This window comes from Paenibacillus sp. NPDC056722 (genome assembly GCF_042790635.1).
Taxonomy (GTDB): domain Bacteria; phylum Bacillota; class Bacilli; order Paenibacillales; family Paenibacillaceae; genus Paenibacillus_AQ; species Paenibacillus_AQ agri.
This window is the reverse complement of sequence record NZ_JBHTYV010000004.1, coordinates 155,134-174,931: the sequence shown is the minus strand read 5'-3', so window position 1 is coordinate 174,931 and position 19,798 is coordinate 155,134. Positions and strand designations below refer to the sequence as shown.

The 19,798-nt window shown below is 45.2% G+C and carries 23 protein-coding genes; 16 read left to right on the top strand and 7 right to left on the bottom strand.

The window, feature by feature from the left end:
* Positions 1 to 162: 162 nt before the first annotated feature.
* Positions 163 to 1,587 carry a GNAT family N-acetyltransferase gene (locus ACFRAM_RS12220; protein ID WP_379466087.1) on the top strand — a complete coding sequence of 475 codons (1,425 nt, stop codon included), beginning with the start codon at positions 163 to 165 and terminating at the stop codon, positions 1,585 to 1,587.
* 98 nt (positions 1,588 to 1,685) lie between these two features.
* On the opposite strand, the gene ACFRAM_RS12215 is transcribed toward ACFRAM_RS12220, so the two are convergent.
* Both ACFRAM_RS12215 and ACFRAM_RS12210 read right to left on the bottom strand, forming a co-directional pair.
* Positions 1,686 to 1,958: a barstar family protein gene (locus tag ACFRAM_RS12215; protein WP_379466086.1), complete on the bottom strand. Its 273-nt coding sequence runs from the start codon at positions 1,956 to 1,958 to the stop codon at positions 1,686 to 1,688.
* A complete protein-coding gene (locus tag ACFRAM_RS12210; protein ID WP_379466085.1) occupies positions 1,955 to 2,530 on the bottom strand; it encodes a ribonuclease domain-containing protein in 576 nt (191 codons plus the stop codon). The genes ACFRAM_RS12215 and ACFRAM_RS12210 overlap by 4 nt, the downstream gene beginning before the upstream one ends.
* Positions 2,531 to 2,738: 208 nt before the next feature.
* Between ACFRAM_RS12210 and ACFRAM_RS12205 the strand changes: the two genes are divergently transcribed.
* From ACFRAM_RS12205 to ACFRAM_RS12195, 3 genes are all read left to right on the top strand, one after another.
* Entirely contained in the window at positions 2,739 to 3,335 is a 597-nt protein-coding gene (locus ACFRAM_RS12205) for a TetR/AcrR family transcriptional regulator (protein ID WP_379466084.1), read from the top strand.
* Between the two features lie 183 nt (positions 3,336 to 3,518).
* Entirely contained in the window at positions 3,519 to 4,340 is an 822-nt protein-coding gene (locus ACFRAM_RS12200; protein ID WP_379466083.1) for an SDR family oxidoreductase, read from the top strand.
* A gap of 175 nt (positions 4,341 to 4,515) precedes the next feature.
* Positions 4,516 to 5,190, top strand: coding sequence for a class I SAM-dependent methyltransferase (locus ACFRAM_RS12195; protein WP_379466082.1), 675 nt, complete (start codon positions 4,516 to 4,518; stop codon positions 5,188 to 5,190).
* 112 nt (positions 5,191 to 5,302) lie between these two features.
* Here ACFRAM_RS12195 and ACFRAM_RS12190 read toward each other — a convergent pair whose 3' ends face one another.
* Positions 5,303 to 6,733: a family 43 glycosylhydrolase gene (locus tag ACFRAM_RS12190; protein WP_379466081.1), complete on the bottom strand. Its 1,431-nt coding sequence runs from the start codon at positions 6,731 to 6,733 to the stop codon at positions 5,303 to 5,305.
* 224 nt (positions 6,734 to 6,957) lie between these two features.
* Positions 6,958 to 7,512, bottom strand: a complete 555-nt coding sequence (locus tag ACFRAM_RS12185) for a GNAT family N-acetyltransferase (RefSeq protein WP_379466080.1) — start codon at positions 7,510 to 7,512, stop codon at positions 6,958 to 6,960.
* Between the two features lie 208 nt (positions 7,513 to 7,720).
* Here ACFRAM_RS12185 and ACFRAM_RS12180 point away from each other — a divergent pair, with 208 nt between their 5' ends.
* The 3 genes from ACFRAM_RS12180 (at position 7,721) to lgt (ending at position 9,805) form a co-directional block, all read left to right on the top strand.
* On the top strand, positions 7,721 to 8,152 hold the full coding sequence (locus ACFRAM_RS12180; RefSeq protein ID WP_379466079.1) for a BlaI/MecI/CopY family transcriptional regulator: 432 nt from the start codon (positions 7,721 to 7,723) through the stop codon (positions 8,150 to 8,152).
* 8 nt (positions 8,153 to 8,160) lie between these two features.
* On the top strand, positions 8,161 to 8,946 hold the full coding sequence (locus tag ACFRAM_RS12175; RefSeq protein WP_379466078.1) for a M56 family metallopeptidase: 786 nt from the start codon (positions 8,161 to 8,163) through the stop codon (positions 8,944 to 8,946).
* A 61-nt stretch (positions 8,947 to 9,007) separates the two neighbouring features.
* Positions 9,008 to 9,805 carry a prolipoprotein diacylglyceryl transferase gene (lgt, locus tag ACFRAM_RS12170; RefSeq protein WP_379466077.1) on the top strand — a complete coding sequence of 266 codons (798 nt, stop codon included), beginning with the start codon at positions 9,008 to 9,010 and terminating at the stop codon, positions 9,803 to 9,805.
* A gap of 77 nt (positions 9,806 to 9,882) precedes the next feature.
* Here the strand turns inward: lgt and ACFRAM_RS12165 are convergent, their stop codons facing one another.
* Complete coding sequence (locus ACFRAM_RS12165; RefSeq protein ID WP_379466076.1) at positions 9,883 to 10,863, bottom strand: alpha/beta hydrolase; 981 nt, start codon at positions 10,861 to 10,863, stop codon at positions 9,883 to 9,885.
* 212 nt (positions 10,864 to 11,075) lie between these two features.
* On the opposite strand from ACFRAM_RS12165, the gene ACFRAM_RS12160 reads away from it, so the two are divergent.
* Complete coding sequence (locus ACFRAM_RS12160) at positions 11,076 to 11,507, top strand: DUF3888 domain-containing protein (RefSeq protein WP_379466075.1); 432 nt, start codon at positions 11,076 to 11,078, stop codon at positions 11,505 to 11,507.
* A 302-nt stretch (positions 11,508 to 11,809) separates the two neighbouring features.
* Here ACFRAM_RS12160 and ACFRAM_RS12155 read toward each other — a convergent pair whose 3' ends face one another.
* Complete coding sequence (locus tag ACFRAM_RS12155) at positions 11,810 to 13,174, bottom strand: LLM class flavin-dependent oxidoreductase (protein ID WP_379466074.1); 1,365 nt, start codon at positions 13,172 to 13,174, stop codon at positions 11,810 to 11,812.
* Between the two features lie 295 nt (positions 13,175 to 13,469).
* On the opposite strand from ACFRAM_RS12155, the gene ACFRAM_RS12150 reads away from it, so the two are divergent.
* The 7 genes from ACFRAM_RS12150 (at position 13,470) to ACFRAM_RS12120 (ending at position 18,112) form a co-directional block, all read left to right on the top strand.
* Complete coding sequence (locus ACFRAM_RS12150) at positions 13,470 to 14,255, top strand: methionine ABC transporter ATP-binding protein (protein WP_175374720.1); 786 nt, start codon at positions 13,470 to 13,472, stop codon at positions 14,253 to 14,255.
* Positions 14,252 to 14,920, top strand: a complete 669-nt coding sequence (locus tag ACFRAM_RS12145) for a methionine ABC transporter permease (protein ID WP_066370004.1) — start codon at positions 14,252 to 14,254, stop codon at positions 14,918 to 14,920. Before ACFRAM_RS12150 ends, ACFRAM_RS12145 begins: the two co-directional genes overlap by 4 nt.
* A gap of 53 nt (positions 14,921 to 14,973) precedes the next feature.
* Positions 14,974 to 15,840, top strand: a complete 867-nt coding sequence (locus ACFRAM_RS12140; protein ID WP_175374721.1) for a MetQ/NlpA family ABC transporter substrate-binding protein — start codon at positions 14,974 to 14,976, stop codon at positions 15,838 to 15,840.
* A 195-nt stretch (positions 15,841 to 16,035) separates the two neighbouring features.
* Complete coding sequence (locus ACFRAM_RS12135; RefSeq protein WP_379466073.1) at positions 16,036 to 17,100, top strand: serine hydrolase domain-containing protein; 1,065 nt, start codon at positions 16,036 to 16,038, stop codon at positions 17,098 to 17,100.
* Between the two features lie 17 nt (positions 17,101 to 17,117).
* On the top strand, positions 17,118 to 17,294 hold the full coding sequence (locus ACFRAM_RS12130) for a hypothetical protein (RefSeq protein ID WP_379466072.1): 177 nt from the start codon (positions 17,118 to 17,120) through the stop codon (positions 17,292 to 17,294).
* Between the two features lie 93 nt (positions 17,295 to 17,387).
* A complete protein-coding gene (locus ACFRAM_RS12125) occupies positions 17,388 to 17,882 on the top strand; it encodes a serine hydrolase domain-containing protein (RefSeq protein WP_379466071.1) in 495 nt (164 codons plus the stop codon).
* Positions 17,816 to 18,112: a serine hydrolase domain-containing protein gene (locus ACFRAM_RS12120; RefSeq protein WP_379466384.1), complete on the top strand. Its 297-nt coding sequence runs from the start codon at positions 17,816 to 17,818 to the stop codon at positions 18,110 to 18,112. The genes ACFRAM_RS12125 and ACFRAM_RS12120 overlap by 67 nt, the downstream gene beginning before the upstream one ends.
* A 27-nt stretch (positions 18,113 to 18,139) precedes the next feature.
* Here ACFRAM_RS12120 and ACFRAM_RS12115 read toward each other — a convergent pair whose 3' ends face one another.
* Positions 18,140 to 18,679 carry a GNAT family N-acetyltransferase gene (locus ACFRAM_RS12115; RefSeq protein ID WP_379466070.1) on the bottom strand — a complete coding sequence of 180 codons (540 nt, stop codon included), beginning with the start codon at positions 18,677 to 18,679 and terminating at the stop codon, positions 18,140 to 18,142.
* A gap of 231 nt (positions 18,680 to 18,910) precedes the next feature.
* Here ACFRAM_RS12115 and ACFRAM_RS12110 point away from each other — a divergent pair, with 231 nt between their 5' ends.
* Positions 18,911 to 19,771 carry an ankyrin repeat domain-containing protein gene (locus tag ACFRAM_RS12110; protein WP_066369978.1) on the top strand — a complete coding sequence of 287 codons (861 nt, stop codon included), beginning with the start codon at positions 18,911 to 18,913 and terminating at the stop codon, positions 19,769 to 19,771.
* Positions 19,772 to 19,798 lie beyond the last annotated feature (27 nt).

Sequence of the window (19,798 nt, the reverse complement as noted above, 5' to 3'; positions counted from 1 at the left end):
ACAATATTACATGAGGGTGGCTAGATATGATTTTCATGATCCCTACTAGAACTAGAAGGAGTGATGGTGTTTTGAAAACAATGAATCCAACAAAAGAGCCTGTGAGAGGTTATTATTGGTAAAATAAGAACCTCTCGTTAGGCGACGGGAGGCAGATATAATATGATGTTGCTAAAAAATATGGTCCGGGGAACAGCAGATGATTCCGTGGCTACACAATTGATTCAGCACTGGGAACATGATATGGGTACGTTGAAGTTTTGGAGAGCAAGCAGCAATTTTATCTATGAGTTTAAAAGAAACGCTGTAACGTATTTTCTTCGTTTCGTCCATGAAGAGGACAACAATATCGATAATATTCAAGCTGAGCTTGATTTTATGAATTACCTAAGATCTGAAGATTACTCGACGGTTGCTCCAATCCTTTCTGTCAACGGCAACTATATCGAAACGATAACGGTAACTGGTGAGGGTAGCTACTTCGGCGTTGTGTTTGAACAAGCGAGCGGAATCCATCTCCCGCTTGAGCAAATGACGAATCAGCAGGTCGAAGAGTGGGGGAGGTCGCTAGCTACTTTGCATATTTTATCGCAATCCTATTCTTCTAAAGAGGTATCCCGGAGAAGCTGGGACGATGCACTGACATTTGTCTCCGCTGTGTTAGAACGTGATCCCGGGGAACAGGCAGCCCTTCAAGAGCTTGAATATTTGCGCCGTCAGCTCTCGGAGCTTCCAACCGATGCAGAACATATGGGATTAATCCATTATGACTTTGAGACGGATAATATCTTCTACGAGGCCGAGAAATCACGGTACTGTGTCATCGACTTTGATGATGCAATGGTGCACTGGTACGCAATGGATATTGTATCGGCCATTTCAGATCTGCTGGATGAAGAAGATGATGATAGTCAGCGGAAAATAGAGCATTTTCTAACTGGCTATCGTTCCATTAAGCCGTTAGAGGAATCTTTTATACAATCGTTCCCGCTCTTCCAAAAGTTTGCAGATCTTTATAAGTATGCACGGCTCCTCCGCAGTGTAGAGGGAATGGAAGTCCATTCTTTACCAGAGTGGGCTGTAAGTCTCAAGGAGAAGCTAGAGAGCGCGCGCCATGGACTGCGTGACCGATTATACAGTGGAGTGCAACTCAGTCCAATCGATCATAGTAATTGGTATGCCTGCACCCAGCTTGAGGTAACAGCAGAACAGAAGGAAGTGTTTCCAGTACCCGCGGTCTATTGGCTCGCAGAATCAGCTTATTGTGGCTTTACACCGCTGGCTATTTACTCTGACGCACAATTAGTGGGGTTGGCAGTCTATGCTGTCGATCCCGAGGATGGAGCTTATTGGATTATGGCCTATATGATCCATCATAAGTTTCAACACCGGGGGTTGGGAACAGCAGGTATGAGAGCGCTTCTACGAACGATCCAAGAAAAGCACGCTTGTGACAAAATAATTCTGGGTCATCGCGCTGAGAATGAGGTAGCCTCTAGGATGTATGTCTCACTGGGTTTTGCAGAAATAAGCCGTAACGAAGGTGAGGTTATACGTGAATTACGATTTATGGCGGACAGTCGATAGACTGTAGATAGCTTGAGGGTATTGTATATAAAAGAATCCACCGTCAAATGAGGAATCTCATCAAGCGGTGGATTGTTTATTTTTGCATAGAGACATTCTTACTCTTCAGTCACATAGTCGAAGCTTATCTCATCATATTGATCGGCAGCATCCTCGAAAACCTCAATCACCGCGGAATAACGTTCACCGTGCTCGGAATCTGCAATCCATATGATCTTCAGGGGGAAGGGGAGATGTCCGGTGACACAATCCCACAACGCATCTAAATTACGACCGTACCACTCAGGCAGCTCAAGACTTTGCTGTAGCCATTCATGTATGTTCTCGTAACGGTCTCCCTCAGACTGTCGTAGTTCCATAACGTTACTCATTCGGGGACACTGCCTTCCTTGGTAATATCCGTAAACGACTTATAATGATCGGAAGTCATGTAGATCAATCCGTCATTGGAGTAGAGAATACGATCTGCTCCGCGTGAACCCTTCTTATAGTTAATGTCTGCTTCGTACCAAATCCGGTTTTTCGCTTTGGGCAAGAGTCCTTCCCGGTTGCCAAAACGGTCCCCGCCGATGCTTTTACCAGGCGCTATTTGATTCAGATTCCCTTTGGCAGCTACCCAGCCGAGCCCTTCGGCTTCCTTCTTTGTAATAAAATTATCCGGAAGAGCATGATGTTGCCGGATATAATCCGAAACCTCCTTGAAGCCGGTAAGCGGAGCCTGGGACTTGTCCGGTGCCTTGGAAGTATTGGACTCTTTCGGGGCAAGGGTGGATTTGGGCGCTACCGCTTGACTGGATGACGTTGGACTTGGTTCATGGACTGCTGAAGAGTTGTTGTTGCTGGTCTCTCCGCAGCCGGTCAGTGCAATGACCAGAATAACCGCCATCGCGGCGAGCCAGGAACGCGACCAGCGGCTCAGTTGTTGCATTAATCCTTCAAACATGGTGTTACCTCACTTCTATTTTTCTTTTTGTCCAAGTGTACCAAATTCATCAGGAATTAAAAAGTGCGGTATCGCTGTTGATTCGGAAGTGATGCTGTTTTCTCCAGCAGGACTCCCGTTGACATCACGATATTGAAAAGTTAAAATTAGAATGATCATTCTGTTCAAGATGATGACTGTTTAAATTTCAATGGGGGATATATACGGTATGTTTGAAAAATATAAGAAATCTAAAAAAGCTGTACTGGAAACAACGCTCAGGCTTCTCAGCAAGCATGATTTACAGGCGACCTCCATGTCCTTGATCTCCAGTGAATCTGGAGTTTCGATGGGCAGCATTTACAACAGCTTTTCGGGAAAAGAAGAGATTATCAACGAGCTGTACACCAGTATCGTGGAATACCAGACGGAATATGTGCTTCAAGGCTTCAATGACAGCGCGGATCTTTTCGAACGTTTCCAAAGAACTTGGCAGAGGGTTGTCCAGTCTAGTGTCGACAATCCCGAGGCGTTTCAGTTCATGGAGCAGTATTCTCTGTCGTCGTACATTTATGATGAATCTAAGAGGTTTGCTTATGAGAAGAACTGGTGCGGCCCATTGGCTGTGATGTATGCCGACGCTATGGAGCAACAAATCTTCAAGCAGAGCGATGCGCGGTTGATGGTTCAGATGCACTGGGGGACGTTTGTATTTCTGGTAAAAGGGCACTTGCAAGGCAACCTGAAGCTTACGTCTGAAGTGTTGGAAATGGCGGTTTCTTCGAGCTGGAACTCTGTAAGTACAGTGAAGGCTTTCTTGCCGTAGATTACGGCAGTTTTTCAGAATAATTAGAATGAATGCTCACTACAGATTGGAGTGATTCAATCGCTATTTCTTGGGCATAATATCCAAGGTCCCCCCGCTTGACAAGAAACAGAGAAGCGCATAATATCTAGAGTGAACGTTCATTCTAATTTTTAATATCAAACCATCGAGGGAGAGATTCAGATGTCAAAGACCATTTTTATCACCGGAACAAGCAGTGGTTTGGGAAAATTAACAGCGATTCATTTCGCGAAACTGGGCTGGAATGTGGCGGCAACGATGCGTTCCCCAGAGAAAGAGACTGAGCTGACGACTTACAGCAACATTAAAATATTCAAGCTGGATGTAACAGATGTGGAGCAAGTGCGTAGCGCAGTTCAGGAGGCAACCGAAGCTTTTGGCAAAATTGATGTAGTTGTCAATAACGCCGGAATGGGGGCTTACGGTGCACTGGAGCTTGCAGATGAAGAGACCATAGACTGGCAATTCGCCGTGAATGTTAGAGGGCCGATCAATGTCATACGCGGATTCCTGCCGTATTTTCGGGAACATGGGAGCGGCAAGTTCATTAATATCAGTTCGCTCATGGGTGTGACCACGGCAGTGCCCATCGGATCGCTGTACAACATGTCCAAGTTTGCTCTGGAAGGGCTGACAGAAGGACTTTACTACGAATTGAAGCCGCTCAATATTGATCTACACTTGATCGAACAAGGTGGCTCGGCAGGTAACAATTTCTTGAACAACATCGTGTGGAGCAAGAGTGAAGACATTCGAGCCTATGATGACATTATCGCTAAAGTAAAACAAAGTTTTGAGCGTTCAGCCGAAAGTCCAGCCGATGATCCGCAAGAAATCGTAAATGCAATTGCCAAGCTGGCGACAGGCGAAAGCAACCAGTTCCGCACACTTGTCGGTAAGTCCACCGAAGATCTGGTAGCCTTCAGAAAGTCTGTTCCGATCGAGCAGTACTTGGAAACAGTAGCATCCAACTATAACTTGTAATCCACGGAAAGATTAATGCACCGTCATTTAGCTGAGAGGCTGTGGCGGTGTATTTTGTGTGATTGCCCTATATATAATTCCTATTAAGGATATAGATCTTATATATTTCCATGATTAACCTCGTGTCTATAGAATGAAATTGTCATCATTATTTAAGAGAAGGGTTGGAGATTATATGAACGATTTGCTTAAATCACAATTCGATGCGGTAGCTCAAAGTTATGATCTGCAGCGGCGTCAATTGATTCCCTGCTTTGATGATTTCTATGGTGCAGCTGTTTCTTGGATGAACACGGAGATAGACACGCCACGAATACTGGATCTGGGAGCAGGAACGGGACTATTCTCTTCATTTGCGAAACAGCGCTACCCGAACGCTAAGTTTACCTTGGTGGATATAAGCGAAGAGATGCTTAAGGTGGCTCGTCAAAGATTCGGAAATGATCCGAATGTTCAGTACATAGCAGCCGATTACTGTAATTATCCTTTCACGGAGCAATATGATATTATTCTCTCTTCCTTATCCATTCACCATTTAACTCACCCTGATAAAAGCACTCTTTTTCAAAAGATATTCAATCACCTCGCGAGTGGCGGTATCTTCATTAATGCAGATCAGGCAGCGGGTTCATCCTCTTACTTCGACAATCGGTATAAAGAACAGTGGGAAGAGGACGTGCGCAAGTCAGGATTAGCAGAACAAGCTATTGAAGCTTCCATCTTACGCAGAAAGCAAGACATCAACGCTACCGTAGAAGATCAACTTAATTGGCTGCGTGCTGCCGGATTTGCAGAGGTGAATGTTGTATATAGCTATAACGAGTTCACGGTATTCTTCGCCTTGAAGTAATTGAATTTCAACTGTTAAAGCACAAGGGACTGCAAAAGGCTCTCCATCAGCAACCTGTCGCAGTCCCCGAAATAACATCTGATGCGGCTTCTTTAGCTCTAACTTAAGAAATTTAAGGGATCCGTGACACGATCACACGCGAGACGTTAGCGCCGCCCATCCCACCGCTCAGCTTAATCACGTTGTTCGTACCTGGTTGCAGATCGATCAGCCGGTTAGTCCGGCCGGTGTAATTACCCCAGCCTCCTGTACCCGGAAGGGAGAGGAAGTAACCATCTCCAGCCGTATCACCACTGCTGTCTACCTTGAAGGCAGCGCCACTATCGCCGGAAGCATAAAGCACGGTAAGCAATGCCTTGCCGCCGTTCGTTCCCCCATTGATGCCAGACAACTGGAGGTAGGAACCGCTGATATGCATATTTTCAACACTGTTACCGGATAGAACAGCCCCGCCTCCGATGGATACGTTGCTGCTGGTTACCGGATATTCGCTCTTCTGAGTGTATTGATCAAAATTTTCGTTGATCAAGTCATAATACTTTATCTCCGTAGCGTTGGAACGAGGGCCGACGGCGGAGACTCCATCGGTCGTCTGAATGACCTTTTGAATCGTTCCATCTGGGTTGAAGAATAACTGATCTACACAGACAGAACGGAGCGTGCCGTTTGAGGAGATTTTGGAGTTATGGTAGAACAGATACCAATTCCCTTTGTACTCCACGATAGAACCATGCGTTGTTTCACTGCTGGTAACCGGGTCCAGCATCACGCCGCGATTGATCCATGGTCCAAGCGGACTGCTGCTGGTAGCATACCGCATCTTGTTGGCACCGGGATTGTTGTCGGAGTACATTAAGTAATAGATACCGTTCCGTTTGAAGACCCATGAAGCCTCATGGAAGTCTTGCAGCTCAGTAAATTGCTTGACCGGGCCGTCGATCGATACCATATCGGCTCCCAGCTTGACGCCATAGCTTGTCCCACCGCCCCCGGCATAAAGGTAGTAACTGCCATCGTCATCACGGAACACCGCAGGATCGATCAGATTGCTGCCGGGAAGTCCCTGAATATAGCCTTGGACGGTAAAATCTGCGGCCGGTTTATCACTGGTTGCTACACCGATTTTCCAGGAATTGTTCCAATTCGTGTCACTGGGATGAGGGAAGTAGAAGTAGTAAGTTCCGTCTTTGTAAGCCGCATCAGGTGCCCACATAAAACCGCCCTCCGGACGTCCCCATGGCACATCATCAGAACGCAAAATCTCTCCTTCATCCACCCAATCCACCATGTTGTCTGATGAGAAGACGTGATATTTATCCATTAAGTCGCTGCCCCTGGAAGGGAAAATATCATGTGACGCATACACATAAATTCGTCCGTCAGCCCAGACATGGGCAGAGGGATCAGCGGTGAAAATACTAGTGAAAATAGGATTCCCAGATTTGATGTCGGCAGCCGTTGCGGAGGAAGAGGGGCTGAACGCAGGCAAAACGGACAACAGCATGGTTCCTGTCAAAAGCAGACGCAAAAATTTTTTCCTCATAAGTGTTACCTCCTCGTTACATGTATTGGTAATACATTCCCGATCTGCAGATTCGAATACCTACTCTAAGCCTGCTTGGTAACCGACCCTACAACGATAATCTTGTAATTACCACCTCCTTGATTTAAGGAATGGGAAAAACTGTAAAACGTTCATGCAACATCAGTGTACAGTAAATGTAAGCGCTTTTATAATGAGTGATTCTTAAACTAACAATGTCATTCTTAGCTTGATGGATGATTATTGAATCTGAAGATTAATTTATGTCCATCCCAAGTACTCCCATGCTTTTCCACATAATTCCCTAGGGTATAATTCGAAACCGTTCTTCTCCAAAATTTGTGTCCAACTATGTTCCGCTCAGACGGATTGGTAAAAAGCTCCCACTGACCTTTGAAATGGTCAAACACTTGAACTGCGGCATGCTCGGCAATACCGTTTCCTCGGAAGGGTTGCAACAGGAAGAAATCGTTCACAAAATAGTCCGTTCCTTCAGAACAGTGAGGAGGAGTAGCAATAAGCGCAAATCCAGTGGGGATATTATCGACTTTCATTAAAAAAGGATACAGGCATCCCGGTTTTTCCCACCAGATGTTCTGGACATCGTATTGATCCATTAATGTTCTGAACTCCAGCCCATCTTCAAAGATCCCATGTATATTAGGGGTATGCCCCTCATTCAGACCATAATGTCCCGATAAGTCATATAAGTAGAGAGGATATAAATTTTTGATAATGTAAGCTTCGTCTTGATCCGTCAGGGTAACTTCTATTTTCATCACAAGGCCTCCTTCATGTAAGTGTACGAGCAAATCGTTGATGCGATTACCTCATTTTAAATTAGTCATGCCAATTGGTATGGGTACATTTTCGATATAGTTAATCTTTATACCCGCTACTATCTAGCCATATAATGATTAACTACACACAGATTGACAGCGGAAGGTTATTATACTACAATCCGTAGTATGATGGAGCGTGATGATCATGAAGATTAAGAAAATGAATGTGGGCGGGGAGGGGCTGAATCGGTTTTTTGGGCCGCTCGAGGCTAAAATTATGGACATTCTTTGGTCCTCCGAGGGCCTCAAGATCAAGGAAGTACAGTCGATCCTGAATCAGGAAAGCCCCATATCGGTAAACGCGGTGATGACAGTGATGAACCGTTTGGAGAGTAAAGGACATCTGAAGAAAATACTAGTAGGAACCGGCAGAACTCAAGCGGCGCAATACAGTACCGTACAATCGAGAGAACAGTTTCTGTCCGAACAGACGAAAGCTGTATCGCATGGGTTAATCAAAGAATACGGCAGTCTTGTCGTAAGCCACATGATTGATGCACTGGACGAGGTAGATCCTGAGACCATCGCCAAGCTGGAACGCAAATTGGGTGAGCTCAAACGAGGAAAAAAAGAATGAGCTCTCGTGTGAAATTAAGATGGATCTTTACATTAATGGTGGTCTTTATAGCAGTGTTTAGCGTGCAGATGGGGATCTTCATTACCAGACAAGTGGGAGAGAGTGGGCTTAAAGCCTGCATCATGCTGTACTGGGTATTTGATGTGATTGTTGGCTATACGCTTGTCCGGGCGATTTGGCGGATCACTGCGCAAGCGTATTTATCGCGAAAATGGAACAAGCGGTTCGGCTCCATGAAGCACGATAAATTAACTAAGACGCTAAATTACAAATACCGCAGCCTGGAAACAGAAATTTTGGTTGTGCAGGACGAAGCCTTCGTAGCGCTTGCGCTGGGTCTTTTTAAACCGAAAATAATCATCTCTACCTATGTCCTCGAACGGTTCAGTGACAAAGAAGTGAAGGCCATTCTACTGCATGAGTGGCATCATTGCCGCAACCGCGATAATGTGAAGCTATTTCTGGTGACCCTGCTGACGGAGGCTTTCGGCTATTGGCCGATCATGAAGCCGATCTTTCGCTATTACGAGACTTTGACTGAGCTGCTCGCCGACCGTTTTGTCATGACCCGGATGGGAACCGAGCTGCATCTGGCAAAAGTTCTGCTGAAGCTATCCAAATGGGGGAAGATTCAGCCTGCTGTAGCCGTACATTTTGCAGCATCCGCTATGAATTATCGTATGATGCAGGTTTTGGAGCCGGATCAGACGGTAAAGGTCAAGATAGCGTTGCTTAGACCATTGCTTGCTTCGATATCAATACTGCTATTGCTCATGTTGAGCGGGGATGCCTAAATCCCCTTTTTTTAATCAATTGTACTACATATTGTAGTTTAATTAACGGGAGGGCAATCTAATGAGAGTTGTCTTATTTACGATCGGAAATTACGAAGTTCATTCTTATGGTGTCATTGTGGCTTTGGCAGTTTTATTGGCACTGGGGATGGCACATTATTTGGCCAAAGGGACCATATACCGTGAGCATATCTTTAATATAGTGCCCTATGTGGCTGTGGGTGCGATTGTGACTGCACGCATTTGGCATGTGTTCTTTTTCCAATGGGGGTATTATTCGCAGCATGTAATGGAGATTTTGTACATTTGGCAGGGCGGCATTGCTATTCAAGGCGCACTAGTCGGCGGTTTTCTTGCTATCATCTATTATACGAAAAAGCATCGGCTATCCTTCTGGGAATTTGCAGATATTCTCGCCCCGGCTATTATTTTAGGACAGTCACTCGGCAGAATCGCTTGCTTCCTTAACGGAGATGCGTATGGTTCACCGACTGGATCGGGCTTTGGTCTTGTTTACCCTCCGGGTTCGATGGCGTATGATGCTTATGGTTCACAGCCACTTTGGCCGGCAGAAATATGGGAAGGGCAATGGGATTTGATTGTATTCGTCCTTCTGATTCTGCTGAAGAATAGAAAATGGCCGACGGGCGTATTGTTCCTGGCCTACAATATTCTGTATTCGTTCGGGCGGTTTAACCTGGAATGGCTGCGGGGAGATTCACCAAGGTACATGTTTGATTGGACAGCAGGGCAGTGGACCAGCTTCGGCATGATTATAGTTAGCGTAGGCATGATCTTGTATCTTGTGCTGCGTGACAGGGGTAAAATACATTTTTCCGGTGCAGAGAAGGGAAACTGACGAATAACAAAACAACGAGCCCTAGATTAATTCTAGTGGCCCGTTGTTAAAAATCTTTTAAAGAGGATAAACGCCCCTTATTTTACTTCATCCATGAACTTTCTGAAATCTTCAGCAATCACTTTGGACTGGGTATGATGCAGATAATGATCTCCATCCAGTTTGATCACCTTACCGTGCACGGAATCTTTAATTTGCTCTTCATGCAGAGCCGTCCAGTCTTTCACACCTGTATTATTAGATTGGATAAAGAGGATCAGAGGCAAATCTGGTGGGAAGCTTAACTTGCGGGCATCCACGAAATTCTTATAAAGATTCTTCAATTCATTCAAGGTCGTGTCTTCGTTGCTGTTCCTGTTCGAAAGCAGTTTTAATTGTTCTCTAGTATGTTCATCATAGCCTAAAGAGGCATAAGGATCGCTGCCCACCTTCAATATTAATCTGAGCAGACCAGACTTATTAAGAAGTCTAAATTCTTGTATTGGTAATTTAGCGTCCATTCCGCCTTGTGTAGGTACACTGGTATCAATTCCGGCGAAGGCAGTGACCTCGCCAGGATATTTGTTCACATAGTCCAATCCGTAAATGCCTGTGATAGAGTGCCCCATGAGAATGAAGCGATCAATGCCGAGCTGCTGCAAGGCTTCATGAATTTCACTCACAATATTATCTGTAGTGCGTTCCTTATCCGTCTGGTCACTCAATCCATAACCGAAAGGCTCTACGGCGACTACTTTATAGTATGGGGAGAGTTCAGCAATCAGCGGTTTGAAATCAAGAGCTGGTCCTGCAGTTCCATAGCCGGGAAGCAGCACAATGGTTTCTTTGCCTGTCCCCTCAATGTATACACTCATTTTTTTTCCGTCTACAGGTACTAGCTGGCCATAAGCTTCTATTTTCTTTTCATCTGTTTTACTGCCAATTTTATCTGCAATAAAAGTGATCGCTAGAAAAAGTACGACGGCTGCAATAATCCCACCTATTACTATAAGTGTGATTCTCCCTATTTTTTTTGCTCTTGATCTATTCTTCGTTTTCACTACCTCTGTCTGTGCCACGGTCATCTTCTCCTGTCCTGATCTGTATATTCAGCTGCTTGTATAGAAGCCATTGCAACAAGTCTAACCAACGAATATGTACTCTTCATGACTCTAATATGAACTGAATATGAACAGGCGAAAAAAAGCTTCGAAACGGATAACCCATTTTCGATTTGGGTAACTTAGTGAAAAATCGAATGCTTTATACAAGTAAACTAAGGGGGGATAAGGTGCGATTCATTCATATAATGATACTCGCTATTTCGATGGGAATAACGCAGACTTCATATTGTTACGCGGTGGGGAAACAGCCGCAAGAGGACTCAAGAGAACTGCAGCTGCAAGATATGCTGGTCCTGCAGTTGTTGCCGCATATGGACGAAAAGCTTTCAGAGGTCTATTCGAATGTATTAACGGTTCCGCCTGTTTTATACCCTTATTTTGTTGATGTTAAGCATACTGAAAGAGTTAATGGATTTCGCGGGTTTGATTTTCTAATTACTCTTGATGCAACACCTACGGTGGGTCCCCATATCCCTGTCGGTGAGGATCTTTTTACATATCAGATCTCACCTTTCGGGGTTAAGCTTAAGAAGTTTGAACATGTGAAAGGGCCGAATCCCAATGACTTCCCTCCAAATTGCAAGGATTTATTAAAGTAATGGGAGATGGATATTAAAAAAGGAACGTACACTTAAATCACGAATCTCTAGTGTAATAGATCCCTATAAATTCATAACAGACAGAAGCTAGATCCAATGATAAAAGGTTTTGGAGGAGTATTTTGGAGAACCAACCTAATTGAGCTTTGGGAAAAATAGTTGTAGTTCATTTGCAATTCTAACGGGACATGTATTTTTTAAAAAAAAGCAGCAGTCTAGGCTTTTTTCTCGACCAGGACTGCCGTTGTTTTATTTTTCATAATTTGATCAAGTATTAATTAAATGAATTAGTACAAACTTTTTTAAGAACGAGTCTGAGTACCAATTACTTCATAGGATGATTCGTCATTGCGGCTAGCGGGAATGGACAGGCCCAGATGCTCACGCAAAGTATTACCCTCATATTCGGTACGAACCAGTCCTCTTGCTTGCAGAATCGGAACGACCAGGTTAACAAAATCCTCTAGTCCGTCCGGTAAAGACGGGGCCATTAGCATAAAGCCGTCAGCGGCTTCTTCCTGGAACCATTGTTCCAGCGTATCCGCGATTTTCTCTGGCGTACCGACCAGATCGTTACTGCTGAATGCTCCAGTGAGTAAGGAATACAGCTCCCGCAGCGTCGGATTATCACGGGCGATGATCGGCTGATGTTTTTTGAAATCGGACTTGGATAGCTGAACCGTATGTAGTCCAAGCTCATGAGCTTTTGCAGCCAGAGTGTAGCCGCTAAAGTCTATATTCGGAAAATAATCGGACAAGAAGCGAAGGCCAGCCTCTTCCGTGATGAGTGATTCAAGCTGCCGCCGTTTCTGCTCGGCTTCTTCTTTCGTTTTCCCAATAATAGGTGAGATCCCTTGTAAAATGAATACCTTCTCAGGATCCCGCCCATTCTGCGCCAATTGGCTCTTATAAGAGCGGTAGAATTCCTGTGCATCTTCAAGATGATGTTTGATGGAGAAAATAACTTCAGCCAGCTGAAGAGAGAAGCTCTGTCCTGCATCAGAAGTTCCGGCCTGAACGAGCACCGGATGGCCTTGCGGTGACCGGGCAATATTAAGCGGCCCCTCTACTGAAAAGAACTCCCCTTTGTGATTCAGACGATGAAGCTTGGCCGTGTCAAAAAACTCGCCCTTCTCTTTGTCGTATGCAAAAGCATCATCCTCCCAGGAATCCCACAAGCCTTGAACTACTTCCAGAAATTCCGATGCCCGCTTATATCGATGGCTGTGCTCCAGATGTTCTTCTGCACTAAAATTCCGGGCAGTATTGCCGGACAAATCCCGGGTAGTGACAATGTTCCAACCTGCACGTCCCTTGCTGATATGATCAACCGACATCAACAGGCGCGCCAGATTAAACGGCTCGATGTAAGACGTGGAGGCGGTGGCGACAAGCCCGATTTTAGAGGTGGCCCCAGCCAAAGCTGCAATAAGTGTGATCGGTTCAAAACGATTCAATATATTAGGATGAGAGACTTCGTTGATGGCCAGACTGTCCGCCAAAAACGCGATGTCAAATTTGCCGCGCTCTGCGGTCTGAGCCAGTTTCTTATAGTAGTCGATATCAATACTGGAGTTTGCTTGTGCTTGCGGCAATCTCCAGGAGGCTGTATGCATCCCCGTACCGACCAGGTAGGCAGAAAGCTTGATTTGTCGTTTATCGGTCATCTTATTCATCCTCCGTACTCGAGTATAAAATAATTCAATAAGAATAGTTGGATTTAATTTAGCGCTTTATGGATCTCGTGTCAATTTAAACTTTACATAGAATTTTATTTTAAAACTATTGACGTTTGGAAGATGTGATCCTATACTTTGGAAATAAACACACCAAAACACTAGGAATAGTTATCATTGTTCGTAAATGATCGATTGGCTTCGTCTAAGAACTAATGCAGTGTAGGTCCATACCATATGTATTGTTGAGTGACAGCCAAGATTAAGCGAGAGGGAGGTTGAAGCATTGATTACCGTTGAGGGACTTAGCAAGAGTTATAACACGGTGCAAGGCTCTATCCAGGTGCTAGACAATATTCAGTTGAATGTTAGAAAAGGGGATATTTTCGGAATTATCGGATTTAGCGGCGCTGGTAAATCTACGCTGATTCGCTGTCTGAACCGGCTTGAAGAACCCGACACGGGTCGCATCTTGATCGGCGACGAGGAGATCACAGCACTGAAGGGTGCGGCGCTTCGTAAGGCAAGGCAGAAGATCGGGATGATCTTTCAACAGTTCAACCTTCTAGATGCCAAAACAGTCTACCAGAATGTGGCCTTCCCGCTAGAGGTGGGGGGATATGACAAGGCGCATATTCGCACAAGGGTAAGAGAAATTTTGGATCTGGTTCAGCTGTCTGATAAGGAGAATAGTTATCCGTCACAGCTTAGCGGCGGACAGAAGCAGCGTGTCGGAATTGCCCGCGCGCTTGCTAATGACCCTACTGTGCTGCTGAGTGATGAAGCGACTTCGGCGCTTGATCCGGAGACAACCTATTCCATATTGGAACTGCTGAAGGACATTAACCGACAATTGGGGTTGACGATCTTGCTCATCACACATGAGCTGGATGTGCTGCAGCATATCTGCAATCAGATGGCGGTTATCGAGAAAGGGAGGATCGTCGAGACAGGTACGGTCGATAAGCTCTTCTTCAATCCGGAGAGTCAGACGGCCCAGCGCTTTATAAACATTATCCATCAGTATCAGAGCAGGCGATTCGCCGTGGAGGGGGTAGGGGCAGGCATATGAAGGACGATCTGTATGAGTTGCTATTGGAGGGTCTGGGACAAACGTTATATATGGTGTTCTGGTCTTCGATCTTTGCGATATTATTGGGGCTTGCCTTGGGCATTAGTGTAGTTGTGACGGAAAGAGGAGGAATTTTGCCGGCTCCAGCGGTACATAAAGTCATCGGAACCTTCATTAATACAGTACGATCGTTGCCATTCATCATACTGATTGTTTTACTGCTTCCGTTATCCAGACTTATTGTTGGTACATCGCTTGGACCGACTGCGGCTATTGTCTCGTTGTCCATCGCTGCAGCGCCATTCCTGGCACGAATTATTGAGAATTCTCTCAAGGAGGTTGATACAGGCAAGATTGAAGCAGCCAAAGCGATTGGTGCCTCGCCATTTACGATCATTTTTCGGGTACTTATTCCTGAAGCGCTGCCTGCACTCATACGCGGGCTGACCATCGCTGTCATTGCTATTACAGAGTTTACAGCTGTCGCCGGAGCGATCGGGGCAGGGGGACTGGGAAGTCTGGCCATTCGCTTTGGGTACCAGCGGTTCCGGGAGGACATCTTATTCGCCACCGTCCTCATTATTATCTTACTTGTGCAGAGTATCCAGTGGACCGGGGATTATACGGCCAAGCGGATTGAACGCAAGCGTTTCAAAATGGACTAGAGAACAGTTTTCATGAAATGGACCTATACTTTAAACGAAAGCAGGGATTTATAATGAAAATGAAAAAATCGTATGTAGTGACATCTGCACTTATTCTCTTGTTCACGCTGGCTTTGACCGCTTGCGGTTCTGGCTCAAACAATGGCGGCACTAAGGAGAGCAAAGCTAACACCCCGGCCAAAGCGGAAGAACCAGCTAAGAAGACAGTGCTCAAGATTGGATCGGCTGCTGTACCGCATGCTGAGATCCTGAACTTCATTAAGCCAAAGCTGGCGGAGGAAGGTATTGATCTGGATGTCGTTGTCTTTGATGATGAAGGGCAGCTTAACCCGGCGCTGAAGGAAAAGCAGATTGATGCGAACTTCTTCCAGCATGTACCGTACCTTGATTCCGTGAAGGGCGAGCAAGGCTATGACTTTGCTGTGACAACAAAGGTTCATGTGGAGCCGATCGGATTCTACTCGGAGAAGATCAAATCTATCGATGAACTGAAAGACGGTGCACAAATTGGTATCCCGAACAACCCTTCCAACGAATACCGAACGCTGGTATTGCTTCAGCAAAAAGGTCTGATTAAGCTGAAAGACGGACTTACTACATATGAGGCTACTCCAAAGGATATTGTAGAAAATCCGAAAAACTTGAAGTTTGTTGAGGCTGATGTTCCTACACTTCCGCGAGCGCTGAAGGATTTGGACGGCGCGTTGATTAACACAAATATTGTTCTGGAGTCGGGCCTGGATCCGGCGTCAGCACTTTTCCGTGAAGACGCCGATTCTCCCTATGCCAACGTGATCGTTGTACGCAGTGGCGATGAAAACCGCGATGATATCAAAAAACTCGATGCGGCTCTAACCTCGCCTGAAGTGAAGAAGTTTATTGAAGACAAGTACGGTGTAGCGGTTGTCCCTGCATTCTAATGACAGCTGGCGCTTCGCGCACTCAGTCAAATTAAAAGCCGGTTCGTTCTGCCTGGTGGCAGAGCGGCCGGTGTTTTTTGCGTTGTGGGGAGTTAAGCGAAGATTGATCAAGAACGGATATAAGTATTTTTTACCAATACATATAGTGCACTGATTAGTAAAATTAAGTAATGGATGTTATGAGGGGGATATACTATGGAACAACATTTGGATGCGTTATTTAACGTGTATGCTAAGGAGCATCATTTTGCAGGGGCTGCTTTGATTAAAGGTAGGGGACACACCTTGTTCGCACGTGCGTATGGTTTTGCACATAGAGGCTTCAAAATTCCGAATACAATCAGCACGATGTTCGATACGGCGTCTGTTACGAAGCTGTTCACGGCAGTGGCCATTCTACAGCTTGTGGAGCAGGGGAGGCTGGGGCTTAATGAGCGAATTACGGATATCATCGATTTAACGGGTACTAAAATTCCAACAGATGTTACGATCAGGCATTTGCTTACCCACACTTCTGGCATTGCTGACGACGCAGACGAGGAACTGGGGGAGAGCTACGAAGAGCTCTTCATAGAGAAGCCTAACTATGCGATAAGAGAGTGCGGGGATTTCATCCCGCAGTTCGCGTACAAAGAGCCAAAGTTCAAAGCGGGAACGGACATCAGCTATAACAACTGTGCGTACGTCCTGCTAGGTCTTGCCATCGAAAAAGTAACCAATACGAGCTATCGGGACTTTGTTGAGCAGTACATTTTTCGGGTTTGCGGCATGAAGAATACATCTTTTTCCTCTAAAGATGAGGGCGACAGTGCGGTGGCCGAAGGCTATGCTGCGATTTTTAACAAGAATAACGAAATTACATGGAAAAAGAATATCTATTCATTTCCTCCAATAGGTACCTCTGACGGGGGAGCCTTTACGACCGTAGGTGATCTGGATCTCTTCATGCGAGCATTGGTAAATGGGCAGTTGTTATCTGCTGAGATGACAGAAGAAATCATGAAGCCGCAAACGGAGCACGTACGGAGATATGAATGGGGAAGCATCATCAACGGCTATGGTTTTCATTTTGTTTATGATCAAGCAGGAAAGCTTATGCGCATGTACAAGGACGGTTCTAATGCGGGAGTAGCCGCAATGTTGGCCTACTATCCAGAGACCGAGACGACAAGTGTCATACTGGGGAACCAGACCTGCAATATATGGGAGCTTCATTGGAAAGCGGAACAGGTGATAGGATCGAAATATTTTAAAAAATAAATAGGGGGGTGGACATAGTGAACTGGCAATCATCATCAACGGATATAATGTTCATTTTGTCTTTGTGCAAGGAGCTCAGACCTGGAAGGTCTGGAACAACACTCGTATGGGAAAAGGCTAATAAAAGTGATGAGAGGATCTACTTCGGTGCAAAAGAAAAACACTTGGCCGATATCAAGTCCAGAGAAGCATAACATGGATCAGGAGTATCTGGACAAACTCGATAAAGTATCATCTCCATTCTAATCGGGATCGCGATCGAGAAAGGATTCATACCTTCGCTTCATATGACGTTGGAGAATTATTTTCCGAAAATCTTGGATAAACAGGTAGACACTCGCAAGAAAGATATCACTATTGAGCACCTGCTGCAGATGAGCGTCGGCTTGGACTGGCCGGAATTTGGGGAATGGAATTACATGCCGTCTATGTTTGTCCACGATATCGTAAAGTTTGTATTAGACAGGCCGCTGGTGGATGAACCGGGCAGTCGAATGAATTATAACTCAGGATGTTCTCATGTCCTGTCTGCGATTATTACGAAAGCTACGGGCATGAAAACATCTGCTTTTGCTGAGCGATATTTATTGGGGCCGTTAGGAATTGAGGATTACTCTGGTTTGAGGATGCAAAAGGCATCAGTTATGGCTCAGATGGTCTTCGGCTGCTCCCGTATGATCTGGGCAAGATTGGTCAGTTGTATTTGCAGGAAGGAATGTGGAAGGGAAAGCAGATTGTATCTGCAGAGTGGGTTAAGGAGTCAACGGAGCCCCGCTTTTTGACTTATGATTATATTGGCCATTACGCTTCTCATTGGTGGGGAGCAAAGGTAGACTCTGATCAGCAAGATTTTTCTATGAACAACAGAATGATTTTTGCGATGGGAAGAAGCGGGCAATTTATTATTGTCATCCCAAGTCTGCAAACGGTAATTGTATTTACAAGCACGCTGGAGAATACCATCAAACCTTTGGCGTTCGTGCGAGATTACATAATGAAGTCGATGGTCTAGTGAACGAAAGCAATACTGGATATCCCTTCATCGCGCTTCAGCAGCATTAATATGAAATAGAACATGTTTGTTTAAAGGACTGTCTAGCTCAACTTTCGGATGATTGAAGGTTGAGCTAAAATTCATGCCGATTTTTTGCATTACATTCTTTGAAGGAGTATTCACGTCGGCAGTAAAACTATAAATGTCGCTAAAACCCAATGTGTTAAATCCATATTGTAAGCAGGCTGCGGCTCCTTCAGTCGCGTATCCTTTTCCCCATGCCTCTTTTTTCAGCCGCCATCCAATTTCTACGCAAGGTGTAAAATCCGCCTCAAAGGTTGCCTTATGAAATCCTATAAAACCAATAAACTCTTTCTGTTCCTTTACTTCTACAGCGTACAACCCAAATCCACACTCTGTAAACTCGGAGATTATGGATTGATAGAACGCAGTTGTTTCTTTGAAGGATAAGGTTTTAGGAAAAAAGGTCATAACCTCTTCATCCGCATTTAGTCGGCTAAATGGTTCTAAGTCTGCTTCTTCCCAGTCACGAAATAGCAATCTCGCTGTCTCAAAATATATCATTATTGCGCCTCCTTATAAAAATATTGTTCACCGCTTTGCAGTAGCATATTTTTTGGACGTAATTAAATCAATCTTGATGAAAATATATACGAGAGAGTAGCAAATTTGTTGCTGCTCATTTCACTCGAATAAATCAAAGTAAAATAATATGAATTTAAGGCTATTCAAATTTTAAGCTTCATGTTATAGTAATTTTGTAATTTAAATTACATGTAATCGATAAGGAGAATCATGCCAAAGAAGAAAAGTACCGCAGTGCTCTCCATCAGACTAGACGAAGAGGCCATCAAGGCCGTAGATCTGCTTGTCGAGTCGGGGCTCGAATCCAATCGATCGCGAGCGGTCGCCCACTTTGTGAATATGGGAGTGCGCGCTTCCCATGACCTGTTGGTGCGGGCAAGGGAACAGGCTGACAACCTGCAGCGACTGCGCAATGAGATGTTCGAAGCGGTTAAGCTTCGAGACATCGACAAGGTTGCTGAACTGATTCACAAGGATGCAAGTCTAGTGAACGCTAGTAATAAAAAGGGGGAAACTCCTGTTCTGCTGGCTACGTTCATGAGGGCAAATGACATTAAAGAGCTGCTGCTTCAGAACGGAGCGGGCAAGCTGAACGTATTCGAAGCCGCAGCCGTTGGGTATAGCTCACGGGTAAAAGAGCTGCTAGATCGTTCCCCGGAGCTGCTGAACAGCTACAGTCACGACGGATTTCCGCTACTCTCTCTGGCCGCACACTTTGGAAATACCGAGACAGTTGAGCTATTGCTTAGTCACGGTGTTGACATTCATGCTCGCAGTCGTGATGGCAGTCTTAACAATATGGCAATTCACGCCACCATATTCGGTGGATACGGGCATCTCGTGGACTTGCTGATAGAGGCTGGAGCAGACATTCATGCCAAGTGTGAAGGCGAACTGAGAAAAGGCTTCAATGTTTTGCATGTCGCGGCTTATTTTGATAACGTGCCGCTTATTGAGAAATTCCTCAGCTATGGAGCCGATAAGACAGAGAAGAACGCTAGTGGTGAAACGCCTTATGAACTAGCAATCTCTCTTGGTCATACAGCTTCTGCGAATTTACTGCAAATTTGATTAGGGACTACCATTAATTTACATACG